We start from the raw sequence: 11,824 nt of genomic DNA, 5'->3' as shown, positions 1-11,824 counted from the left end.
AACCCTATTCGCATTATTGTGAACAGGGTTTTATTTCTCAAAAACCACCTCTCAAAATTTAAAACGATGAAACACCTTTGCCTTCTTTTGCTTATTGTTTTGACAAATTCAACCTTAATTACAGCACAAATTTCTCTTCCTACTAACAATTGTTCAAGTCCGGGAGCATGTGACGGATCTGCTACTTTTAACAATTCTGCAAACTTCAGTACCTCCACATGGGTTTGGTATGAAGATGATACAAGCACCGTAATTGCATCTGGCGGCCAGCAAATTTCAAACTTATGTGCTGGACATTATTTCTTGGAGGTTGATTCCACTGGATATTCACAACTTGTTTCTTTTACGATAATCGATACTTGTCCGAATATGAATATGACAATGTCCACCGCTTCTGTGACAGATTGTACTCCGGGAAATTGTGATGGTGAGATTTATATTTACGCATACTTAGGAACCTCTCCTTATACATATTATTTAGAGTCCGTTCTTGCACCCTCTCCAATCATTTCTAATCTGTGTCCTGGAACTTATAATTTTTCTTGTATCGATGCAATGGGCTGTACGGCAACCTTAGCAGTTACCCTTTCAGACACTTCTCTTAGCGTTATTTCACCGAATTTAACGACCGTTAATACCATGAATATGAATTGTGCCGGCTATGCAGCTGTTGCTCCGTCTGGTGGAACAGGTGGTCCTTACAGTTACTTGTGGAGCACAGGAGCAACTACCAGTTCCATCAATCTGTTATGTACAGGAAATTACTGGGTAATGATTCAGGACGGGACAGATACGGTCAGCGTCAATTTCACTATCACGGATGACTGTTTAGGTTTCACGGGTATAGCTAGCTACACTCAGGCGTCCGGTCCGGGAATCTGTGACGGTACTATGACATTCGCTCCCTATGGAGGAATGGCTCCTTATATGTTTTCTTTCGGAGGAGCACCTCCAACACCTGCAGGAACTGTTTCTAATCTTTGTGCCGGGAACTATATCGTGTATTGTACCGATGCAATGGGCTGCACAACAAACAATTTGTATGTTACGGTAACCGCGACAACTCCGCCGTTTTCCGTGAATCTCACAACTACCGGCGATTTGACAGGCAGCTGCATCGGCGAAGCTCAAGTTGCTCCTACCGGTGGCACAGGTCCTTACTATTATCTTTGGAGCACAGGTGAAACGACCAGTTTTGTGGGAAATCTTTGCGTTGGAAACTACAGTGTCATGGTTTGGAATAGTACGGATACCGTAACTACCAATTTTACTATAACTAATCCTTGTACAAATTTTACCGGTAGCTTTACTACTACATCATCAATAAATGGAACGTGCACCGGAACAGCAACCTTTAATGCTTCCGGAGGCTTACCTCCCTATTACTATTCCTGGGACAACGGAGTATCATTTAACTCTGGGCCAACAGCCTTCAATCTTTGTCCCAACGTATGGGATTTCATTTGTATAGACGCAAACGGATGTTCAATTAGTCAGCCAATTACGATCAATGATTCCACAATAACAATCAATCTTTTGGCGAATTTGACTTCAGCGGATGATCTAACAAACAATTGCAGCGGTTCTGCTTCTGTTTCTCCAGGCGGAGGAATAGCTCCTTACACCATTCAATGGAGCAACGGCTCAACTGCAAGTTCTGTCTCAAACCTTTGTGCAGGGGTTTACTCTGTAACTATTTGGGATCAGGGAAATGATTCTACAACCGTAAATTTTGTAATCGCAGATTCTGCTTCCACCTATGGCAGTAATCCGTATCCAAATGGACCGATCAATGATACCTTGTACACTGATTTGGAAACGAACTGTATCATTAACTACAATGCTATTGATTCTGCATCACTGTATCAGGCAGTATATAATGCAAGCAATCAAAGTTTATATGTTACCTGGGCTGTTTATTCGCCAACGGACACCGTCTATATCAGTGATACTCTTGCCTTAATTGGAAATCCGGGATATTATGCTCTTACGATCTCTGTTTACTGCCCGAACAAATCAGGAAATGATTTCTTGAAAATAGAAGGGGTGATCTACTTTGACGGTTCGAATGTTTGGATGTCAACGCTCGGAATGGATGAGCAAGACCTCTTGGAAAAAGTGAGTATCTTCCCTAATCCTTTTACGAATTCCATTTCTGTCGATAATAAAACCGGTGTGATCCAATCTTTGAAACTGGTTGATCTCAATGGGCGTGTTCTTTCGGAAATGAACGCTGTTAATTCCGGATTAGTGACGCTGAATCAACTAGAATCGATTTCTTCAGGAACTTATTTGTTGATCTTATCAGGAGAAACTACTTCTAAGACATATAAAGTAATTAAGTAAAATTACTTTCGACCTTTGGAACCCTATCTGTCAATTGATGGATGGGGTTTTTATTTTTTGCGAAAAGACGAAAGTTTGATTCCCTCTACCGACATCACAATGTAAATAAACAAGATAATCATCAGGTTGTTCAGGAAGAATTGAATCACTCCATGATCTCCGTAAGGAATCCAGGTGGAAACAAAATAGATCAGGATACTCATTCCCAAATACAGGAAAAATTTACGCAGGTTGTACTTGATCGGGAAGTGCTTTTGTCCCCACAAATAAGAAACCACCATTTGAAATGCATAAACAATCAGCGTTGCCCAGGCACTTGCATAAAATCCGTAGATAGGAATAAAAATGTAATTGATTCCAATCGTTAAAATGGCTCCCATAATGGAAATGTATGCACCGTATTTCGTTTGGTTCGAGAGTTTATACCAGATACTTTGGTTGATGTAGACTCCAAAAAACACATTTGCCAGTAAGAGTATCGGAACAACCGGCAATCCTTCCCAAAAAGTTTCGTTTGAAATAAAATACTTGAAAACATCCAGATTCAAAGAAACTCCGAGGAATACCAAACACACGACGGCAACAAAATAATTCATCAGTTTGACGTATAGTTTATTGCGATCCTGGTTCTTCATTTGATTGAAGAAAAAAGGTTCCGCCGCATAACGATAAGCCTGGAGCAAAATAGTCACCAGCATGGCCAGTTTATAGCAGGCACTGTAGATTCCAATTTGAGCATCCGCCATTTTTGCTGTTACTCCATTCGCAGGGTCATAAAGCATTTGCTTCAACATAATGCGGTCAATTACCTCATTGATAATTCCGGCAAACCCAGCAATTACAATCGGAATAGCATATACAAGCATCTTACGAAGTAAGGGTAGATCAAGATTGAAACGAATCCCTGTAAAATCCTTTCTCAACATAATTGGTTTTACCAAACTCGAAACCAAATTTGCCATGAGAATATAAAACACTCCTTTCGTTGGTTCCGCCGGATCAACGAAAAAATAGAGCAATACCAAATTCAGGAGAATATTTACTCCAATGGAAGAGAATTGAATAATGGCAAATTCTTTGGCTTTCTCTTCTGCTCTTAGTTTCGCAAGAGGTAAGCTTGAAATGGCATCAATCACCACAATCGCTCCCATCAGGATAATGTATTCCGGATGTTCATTAAATAGCAGTGCGTCTGCAATGTTGTGATTTAAGAGTAACAATCCGATGAAGAATGCCACATTCAGCAAAACAATGGTTATGAAGCTGTTTTGAAAAACCTGTTTCCGGTTATCACTATCCTGAATGAATCGAAAATAAGTGGTTTCCATTCCGAAAGTGAGCAGGATCATTAAAAAAGCTACAAAGGCATACAATTGGGATACCACTCCATATTCTTCGGGATGGTCTTCAAAAACCGAAGTATAAAGTGGTACCAATAAGTAGTTCAGGGTTCGTCCAAGAATACTTGATAACCCGTAAACAGCTGTTTGCCCTAATAGTTTTTTAAGCGGATTCAATTATCCTCGGAAGTTAGGTTTTCTTTTTTCTATAAATGCTCCTGTACCCTCCTTGAAATCAGCCGTTCCGAAACACTTCCCGAATTCTTCTACTTCGGTGTCAAAGCCTTTTTGACCGCCTTCCGAATACAATGCATTTACTGAACGAATCGCCGATGCAATTGCCGTTCCTGAGTTTTTCAAAATTTTAGCGGCTAATTCGTTTGCCAGGTCCATTAGTTCCTCCGGTGCACAAACATGATTTACCAAGCCCCATGATTTTGCTTCATCAGCAGAGACCATTCCGGCTGTAAAGATCATCTCGTTTGCTTTACCGCGACCAACTAACTGAGCCAATCGTTGTGTTCCTCCATAACCCGGAATTACTCCCAATGAAACTTCCGGAAGACCCATTTTTGCATTTGCCGAAGCAATCCGAATATGAGATGCCATGGCCAATTCCAATCCGCCTCCCAAAGCAAATCCGTTCACTGCAGCAATAACCGGAGTGGTCATGTTTTCGATAAAAGAGAATAACAATTGTTGTCCCTGTGCTGCCAGCTCGCGGCCTTTTTCTACAGAAAAATCTGCAAATTCTTTAATGTCAGCACCTGCAACAAATGCCTTCTCACCCGATCCGGTAAGAATCACAACCCCTGTTCCCGGATCTTCATTGGCTGCATTCAGCGCATGATTCAATTCGGAAATGGTTTGTTTGTTTAAGGCGTTTAATTGGTTGGGACGATTGATCGTAATTGTTTGTGTATGTCCGTTTTGGGACACGAGGATATTTTCGTAAGTCATTTTAAAGTCTTTTTGTAAAGTTATTCTTTTTTGGATTCAAACTTTCGGAATCAGCCTCAAAACAATTCAGTTCCTGCGGAATTTCTTGTAAAGCCTTATCCCCAGCATCAGCGCAATCCCCACTCCAAAAAACCCGATTACTCCACCAAGCCATCCCAAACTTGTTTTCATGATCACCAGGAAAACAATGGCAACCAACAACAAAGTTGCAAGCTCATTCCAAAGACGCAGATGACCTGAAGTCCATTTGGAGGAACCTTTCCTTAGGCGGTTCATAATTCCCTGACAGATAAAATGGTATACCAAAAGGATTACAACAAAAGTGAGTTTGATATGCATCCATGACATTTTCAATAGCCCGGAATTGGCAATAAGCATCAGAGTTCCGAAAACAACTGTCAGGATCATGGCAGGAGTTGTGATAACATACCATAGGCGGCTCTGCATGATGTTGAACTGTTCCTGCAATACGCGCTTTTCATCTGCCGGTCTTGTATTGGATTCGGTATGATAAATAAAAAGCCTTACCATGTAGAATAATCCGGCAAACCAGCTCACCACAAAAATGATATGCAGTGCTTTCCAAACAGCATAATTTTCAATTAAAAAACTCATCCCTGCAAAGTTAAAAAGAAACGGGAACACAATTTGTGTTCCCGTTTCCAAATTCTTATCTCGTGAAAATTAAACTTTCATTCCCTTAACAACACGGTCTTTGCGTTTTGTTTTTTGTAGTTTTTTCAAACGAACCTGCAAAAACGCGCTGCTTCCACCGGAAGAAACCGTATACGTTTCACCACCATATTCCATGGTGCCTCCGTTGTTTTTCCAATCAGCAACCAGGTAATATTTCCCGCTTGTCTGAGTTACTCGTGTTGCAAACTTAACCACTCTTCCGGAACCCACTTCAAAACGAACAACGATTTCATTGTTTGGTCCGATCTTTTCAAAAACCCCTCTTGTATTCGTAGGTATAATGATACGGTCTTGTGTTTTTGATGAATTAACCACCAATTCTCCTGAACTTCCTGTTCCCTGATTACCTGAAGATTGATTCTTCTCCAGAATGATATTCGACGAGGTATAAAACTGAACCTTCGTCATATTCTCCGGTGATAAATCAAAATCCTGTTTTACTTGATCCGTGTAAGGAATTTTCTGAGCACAACTTACAACAAGAAGAGTTAAAACTGCAAAAGCAAAAATTCGTTTCATGTTTAAATAATTTGTCAAATTGTGACACCAAAAATAACGCCACTTTTTAATTTATAAAGCAAATATAATCTTTTTAATCCTCCGCGTTTCGATGAAGCGGAAACAAAACCGGTCGGCTAGGTGTTGCATCATTAACAAATGGTGCTGTTTGCAGATTAAGCATATACTCTCCATCCAAAACCTCATCCGGAATATAGATCATCTCCGTGATCGTTCTGTCAAATCTCTGATTCTTTGGAACACCCCAAAATCCATGATGAAAAGCCAGTTCCCCTCCATCCTTTTCCCGGTCAACCGAAGGAGTGTCGATCAGCAAATGATTTACCCCTAATTTGTTCAAAATCGGTAAAATATCCACATCACAATAAGCCGGATTGCTGTCCGAATAATTCAAATGCATTTTCCCTTCATCGTTCGGGAGTGTCCGGATAAGCAATGCCTCAGCCTTGAATCCTTCCAACTGGGGGGAAATCGAAGCCGCAGTAACCACACGATCCACCGTTCCGTCTGATTGTAAACGAATTTCAGGGGAAACCGTAACAAGTAAAGCGGAATACAATAATTTGTCAATTACTCCATTTACCGAATGAACTTCGGAAGTGATGTGGCCTAAACACTCCGTATGTGTCCCATGACCATGGGGATTGAAATGAATGGAGCGAAAATTCACACTTCCGCCTTCAGCAACAGCTCCTACCCAGCCATTTTCACGAACAGGCTCAATAATCGGTGGCGAAACATACCACGCGCGAACATTTTGTTCTGTTCCTTCCAATGGAATAGAACAATCTATTCCCTCATTTGTTAAAACATAGCTTCCGTCTCCGAGAAATAATTGCATAAAGATGTTTAAGGTAACTTGGCCATTATTCGTTTATAATCAGCAGCAAAATCATTCACTCCCTGACAGGCCATTTCAATTCGATAATTTTTAAATGCTTCGATACGGTTTACCGGATTTGGATGCGTGCTTAAAAATTCCGGTGCTCGGGAACCTCCGGCAGCATTAATTTTCTCAAAGAATCCGGCTCCGCCATCTGCCTGATATACTGTCGGACAAAGATAGGTCACAGAACCTTTATCGGCTTCTGATTCATGATTCCGGGAAAATTTCAAGCCAACCAATCCGGCTGTAATTTGTGCCAGTTGCTGACGATCTCCTGCAATAATTGCAAGCAAAGTCTGTACACCGTACATCTGTGTCATTTGTCGGGTAGAATGACGGAAATCTGCGTGAGCAATTTCATGACCCAATACTCCGGCCAACTGGGCCTCATTGTCCAAATATTTCAAAATTCCGGTATAAACATAAATGTATCCGCCCGGCGTACAAAAAGCATTTAACGTACTGTCGTCACGAATGATTCTCAGTCTCCAGGCAAAGTCCGATTTATGCTGCACCTGTCCTGAATTTAAAATAGTGTTCCGAATCTTATAAAGGTATTGATAGACCTCTTTGTTTGAAGCTGAATCCAATAAAGGGTATTCTTTCGGGTTCCCATCAATTTCAGCAGCAACCTGTGCTCCTAGCTGACGGTCCTGGTCAACGGGGAAAAGATTAAATCCGGAGCCCAATTTTTTAGACCCCTTACAATTTGCTAATAACCCGGCACCCCCGATTAACAATAAAGAAAAAACAACAACTCTTTTCATAGTATCGACATTTATACAAAAATAGATTAATTCCCAAAACTTTAGTCGCAAAGACTGTATTTATAAACTCAACAATTTCCCGATTTTAATACTTCTTGTTTAACTTTACATAGTGGATGACAAAAAAATGGATATCGGATTAAAACTGAAAACACTGCCTGACAAACCGGGAGTGTATCAATATTTCGATAAAAATGGAACAATTCTTTACGTAGGAAAGGCAAAAAATCTTAAAAAAAGGGTTTCCTCTTATTTCAATAAGAATCACGAACACACCAAAACCTATATTCTTGTAAAAAAGATTGCCGACATTCAATATATAGTTGTTGATTCCGAAATGGACGCGCTCCTGCTGGAAAACAACCTCATCAAGAAATACCTTCCCAAATACAATATTCAGCTAAAAGACGATAAAACATATCCCTGGATCTGCGTAAAGAAAGAACCTTTTCCACGTGTGTTTTCAACACGGATATTGGTGAAAGACGGTTCGCGCTATTATGGCCCCTATCCAAGCGGGAGGGTGATGCATACCTTACTTGATCTGATCCGGGATTTGTTTCCTCTCAGAACCTGTGCACTTGACCTGGCAGCAAATAAAATTGAGAAAAGTTCTTACAAAGTCTGCCTGGAATATCATATCGGGAAATGTAAAGGTCCTTGCGAAGGAAAACAAAAAGCAGAGGAATACAACCGGATGATCGAGCAGATCGAAGGAATTCTGAAAGGAAACATATACAGCGTGATTCAAAATTTAAAACAATTGATGCTCCAGGCTTCTGCTGATTTTCGTTTTGAGGAAGCACATGATATCAAAACACGCATTGAAATCCTTGAAAAATACAAAGCCAAATCAACAGTAGTTTCACCTACGATTCACCAAGTGGATGTAGTAACCATGGTGGAGGACAATGATATTGTATTCGTGAACTACCTGGTTATTAATCACGGAGCGATCATTCACGGAATCACAGTTGAAGTAAAACGGAAACTGGACGAAACCCAGGCCGACATTATTACATTCGTACTTCCCGAACTGCGTGAGCGTTTCCAAAGTGAAGCAAAAGAGATCCTGGTTGAAACAGATGTAGATTGGGAAATGGAGGGAGTCCGCTTCTTTGCGCCTCAGCGCGGCGATAAAAAAGCGTTGATCGACCTTTCGCTTCGCAATGCAAAGTCTTACCGGATAGAGAAAATCAAACAGGAAAAGATCAAGGATCCGGAAAAACACACCAACCGCATTTTGGAAACCATGAAAGCGGATCTGCGACTGTCAGAACTTCCTGTTCATATCGAATGTTTCGATAACTCGAATATCCAGGGAACAAATCCTGTTTCAGCCTGTGTTGTTTTCAAGGATGCAAAACCCAGTAAAAAAGATTACCGCCATTTCAATGTACAGACCGTAGAAGGTCCTGATGATTTTGCTACCATGCGGGAAGCTGTTTACAGGCGATACCGGAGACTCCTGGAGGAAGAACAACCTTTGCCCCAACTGATCATCATTGACGGTGGAAAAGGGCAATTGAGTGCCGCACTGGAAGCTTTGGAAAAATTAAACCTGCGCGGAAAAATTGCTATTATCGGTATTGCGAAACGTTTGGAAGAATTATTCTATCCGGGCGACAGCTTGCCGTTGTATCTCGACAAGCGATCCGAAACTTTAAAAGTTATCCAGCATTTGAGAAACGAAGCACATCGGTTCGGGATCACGCACCACAGGAACAGAAGAAGCAAAAGTGCTCTGAACAATGAACTTGAAAGTATTCCGGGAATAGGCGAGAAAACGGTTCAGGATCTCATCAAAACCTTCAAATCTGTAAAGCGGGTGAAAGAACAAAACGAAGAAAGTCTGGCTTCAGTTGTTGGAAAAGCCAAGGCGAAAGTGATCATGCAGTTTTTTGCTGCGAACTAACTTATGTAAATAGTTACATCTTGTAACTCAACTGCAGCATAAACGCTCTCGGTGCCTGGATGTCTCCCGGTCTGGTCATGTATTCCGCATTCGCAATGTTATTCACTATAAAAGCCACCTTGTATTTTTCTTTGTAGGTATATCCGATCCGCGCATCAAATACTACGCTGACTCCCTGGTGTTCTTCCCGGTATTCTTTCAGGCCTGGCAGAATTTGCTGGCCCAGGAAACCGTCCTCAAAAATCGCATCGATATTCTTCATGTAACTGTTTAAGCGCATCGATCCTCCGATGCTGATTCCTTTCCAATCCAATTGAAGATCTGCTTTCGCCAGGTGATTAAAGCGGTACTTCAGCATATTTGAGGAAGTGTCGGAAAAGCTTAAGCGGTAAACTGAATCATTGTTCTTTGAAATCGGATTCATATAGGTATATCCCAGTAAAGCCAAAACGGAAACCGGCCCGATCTTCCCTTCTCCGGAAATAGAAATTTCTGCTCCGGCAATTTCTGCTGATTCGGCATTTTGGGCACGGAAACCTAACCATTTCTTCACATACCCCGGTGCATTCGGGTTGAAAAAATTCAATGGAATGGAATCCGGAATATACAGTCCGAAGGTAAATTCCATCATGTTGTCATAGTGATTGATAAATCCCGCAACATCTACAAATCCTTTCCATTTCCCGATCTTCACCCCTTGTTTCACTCCGATCTCGGCAGCCCAGCCTGTCTCCGGTTTCAAATCCGGATTCGCGAAAATAAGCAGTCCGCCAACTGAGGTTGTGGTGTATCTTTCTGCTACACTTGGGTAACGCACACCTTGTCCGAAGGAAGCACGCAAGTGAGTGTGTTTCAAAACGGCGTAATGGATCCCGCCTCTGATTATGGGCCTGATCGGAATTTTATTAGTTGAATCCTTTCCAAAATAATAATCCGAGTCTCCCTGCCTTCCGTCTTGTTCAAAATATTCTCCGCGAATTCCGGCCACAATATTTACTTTCTTCCAGTTTTTCTCTCCCTGCAGGTAAAGTGCCCCGTTCAATGAATTGTGATTTCCGAACAAGTAGGATTTTACTTCATTTGCAATGGCTGTAAGTCCTGTTGTCAGAACCCAGGAATTGTTATTCCATCCGCGCTGAAACTGGTAATCTCCGTACCAAACTTCTGATTTGGAGCTTTGGGAAAGATTGGTGTAATTTTTATTGTCGATAAAGTAAAGCCTTCCTCTTAATAAGTGTTTGTTCCCGAACTTATCCACATATTTGATTGTCGGATCTACCGATAGGCGCACTCCCCGGTTGTAGGTCAAACTGGAACCCGGCAAACTGGTGTCAGCTCCCCCGAAAGGCTGATAAGCCAATGAATCGCTTTCCCAAATGATAAAATTTCCGGCCTTTTGCAGTTGCGCATTCCAACCCAGTGAAGCTTTGAAGTTTTTAATGTTCTTTGGCCTGTAGCTAATGGTTCCGTTAAATCGTCCCCTGTCTTCCGTTTCGCCCTGGCGGTAACCGTCGTTGGTGTATCCGTATGCTCCGAGTGTCAGTCCAAAACGCCCGAATTGTTTCGCAAAGGTCACATCGCCCTGGTAGAACGTGGGGTTTTTACTCCACCACTTTAAGCTGGAACGTTTCGGATTATCGTAAATTCCCCCCTGCACCTGGACGTTCAAACTTGCTTTTTCCGTTGGTTCCCGCTCAATCAGGGAAATCATCCCGTTCAACGCTCCGGAACCATACAATACGGAGGACGCGCCTTTGATGACTTCGATCTGTTGTACATTTTCAATGGGAATGGAACTCCATTTGGCGTCTCCGGCATCAGCTGAAAGAAGCGGAATCTCATTCCAGAGAACCAGGACCCTGCTTCCGGCACCATAGGTAAAGCCGCTTCCTCCGCGAATGCTGACCTGTCCGTCCATTGCATAGGCACCCGGAACCTGGTCAACTGCTTGTTCCAAATCTGTTATTCCTTTGTTGGCAATTAATTCGGGTTTAATAATGTCCAGTGAAATAGTTAATTCCTGGACTGATTGCGGTCTGCGCGATGCCGCAACAACAACCGGCCCGAGATCCTGAATAGGTGTTAACGGCCTCAGCCGGATAACTTCTATTCGGTTGGAAATGATCTGTAAAGTATCGGGATAATAATCCGTTGCAGAAATAATACAGGTCGCAGGAAATGATTCTAACTTAAAGGAATATTCACCGTTCTCATTAGTCAAAACCCGGACTCCGCCTTCAATTTTTAATTGGGCAAAAGGAATTGGTTCTCGTGTTTCAGCATTCAAAACGGTACCAACGATCTCTTGGGAAAAAAGTGTGATCGGAACTAAAAAAAGTAGGAGTAGTACTTGCTTCATAAAGCTGTTTTTTCTTATATTCAAGAGACCAAAGTA

The 11,824-nt window shown here is 41.8% G+C and carries 9 protein-coding genes; 2 read left to right on the top strand and 7 right to left on the bottom strand.

The window, feature by feature from the left end; all coding sequences use genetic code 11:
• Positions 1-66: 66 nt before the first annotated feature.
• Positions 67-2,346 carry a T9SS type A sorting domain-containing protein gene (locus K0S23_RS12745; protein ID WP_300357983.1) on the top strand — a complete coding sequence of 760 codons (2,280 nt, stop codon included), beginning with the start codon at positions 67-69 and terminating at the stop codon, positions 2,344-2,346.
• Positions 2,347-2,396: 50 nt separating this feature from the next.
• On the opposite strand, the gene K0S23_RS12740 is transcribed toward K0S23_RS12745, so the two are convergent.
• From K0S23_RS12740 to K0S23_RS12715, 6 genes are all read right to left on the bottom strand, one after another.
• A complete protein-coding gene (locus K0S23_RS12740) occupies positions 2,397-3,863 on the bottom strand; it encodes an oligosaccharide flippase family protein (protein ID WP_300357980.1) in 1,467 nt (488 codons plus the stop codon).
• On the bottom strand, positions 3,864-4,646 hold the full coding sequence (locus K0S23_RS12735; protein ID WP_300357978.1) for an enoyl-CoA hydratase-related protein: 783 nt from the start codon (positions 4,644-4,646) through the stop codon (positions 3,864-3,866). It lies immediately after the preceding gene.
• Between the two features lie 66 nt (positions 4,647-4,712).
• On the bottom strand, positions 4,713-5,261 hold the full coding sequence (hemJ, locus tag K0S23_RS12730) for a protoporphyrinogen oxidase HemJ (RefSeq protein WP_300357976.1): 549 nt from the start codon (positions 5,259-5,261) through the stop codon (positions 4,713-4,715).
• Between the two features lie 69 nt (positions 5,262-5,330).
• Positions 5,331-5,861 (bottom strand): hypothetical protein, encoded by a 531-nt coding sequence (locus tag K0S23_RS12725; protein ID WP_300357974.1) that lies wholly within the window; start codon positions 5,859-5,861, stop codon positions 5,331-5,333.
• A 73-nt stretch (positions 5,862-5,934) separates the two neighbouring features.
• Positions 5,935-6,702 (bottom strand): cyclase family protein, encoded by a 768-nt coding sequence (locus K0S23_RS12720; protein WP_300357972.1) that lies wholly within the window; start codon positions 6,700-6,702, stop codon positions 5,935-5,937.
• Positions 6,703-6,710: 8 nt separating this feature from the next.
• Positions 6,711-7,514: a M48 family metalloprotease gene (locus K0S23_RS12715; protein WP_300357969.1), complete on the bottom strand. Its 804-nt coding sequence runs from the start codon at positions 7,512-7,514 to the stop codon at positions 6,711-6,713.
• 127 nt (positions 7,515-7,641) lie between these two features.
• Here K0S23_RS12715 and uvrC point away from each other — a divergent pair, with 127 nt between their 5' ends.
• Positions 7,642-9,429 carry an excinuclease ABC subunit UvrC gene (uvrC, locus tag K0S23_RS12710; protein ID WP_300358006.1) on the top strand — a complete coding sequence of 596 codons (1,788 nt, stop codon included), beginning with the start codon at positions 7,642-7,644 and terminating at the stop codon, positions 9,427-9,429.
• A 13-nt stretch (positions 9,430-9,442) separates the two neighbouring features.
• Here uvrC and K0S23_RS12705 read toward each other — a convergent pair whose 3' ends face one another.
• A complete protein-coding gene (locus K0S23_RS12705) occupies positions 9,443-11,788 on the bottom strand; it encodes a TonB-dependent receptor (protein WP_300357967.1) in 2,346 nt (781 codons plus the stop codon).
• Positions 11,789-11,824 lie beyond the last annotated feature (36 nt).

It is taken from the genome of Fluviicola sp. (genome assembly GCF_029266855.1).
In the GTDB taxonomy this organism is placed as follows: domain Bacteria; phylum Bacteroidota; class Bacteroidia; order Flavobacteriales_D; family Crocinitomicaceae; genus Fluviicola.
This window is presented reverse-complemented; position numbering and strand designations above follow the sequence as displayed.

Coding starts and splice junctions, on each gene's coding strand:
- K0S23_RS12745 (WP_300357983.1), top strand. CDS start 67: ATGAAACACCTTTGCCTTCTTTTGCTTATTGTTTTGACAAATTCAACC.
- K0S23_RS12735 (WP_300357978.1), bottom strand. CDS start 4,646: ATGACTTACGAAAATATCCTCGTGTCCCAAAACGGACATACACAAACA.
- hemJ (WP_300357976.1), bottom strand. CDS start 5,261: ATGAGTTTTTTAATTGAAAATTATGCTGTTTGGAAAGCACTGCATATC.
- K0S23_RS12725 (WP_300357974.1), bottom strand. CDS start 5,861: ATGAAACGAATTTTTGCTTTTGCAGTTTTAACTCTTCTTGTTGTAAGT.
- K0S23_RS12720 (WP_300357972.1), bottom strand. CDS start 6,702: ATGCAATTATTTCTCGGAGACGGAAGCTATGTTTTAACAAATGAGGGA.
- K0S23_RS12715 (WP_300357969.1), bottom strand. CDS start 7,514: ATGAAAAGAGTTGTTGTTTTTTCTTTATTGTTAATCGGGGGTGCCGGG.
- uvrC (WP_300358006.1), top strand. CDS start 7,642: ATGGATATCGGATTAAAACTGAAAACACTGCCTGACAAACCGGGAGTG.
- K0S23_RS12705 (WP_300357967.1), bottom strand. CDS start 11,788: ATGAAGCAAGTACTACTCCTACTTTTTTTAGTTCCGATCACACTTTTT.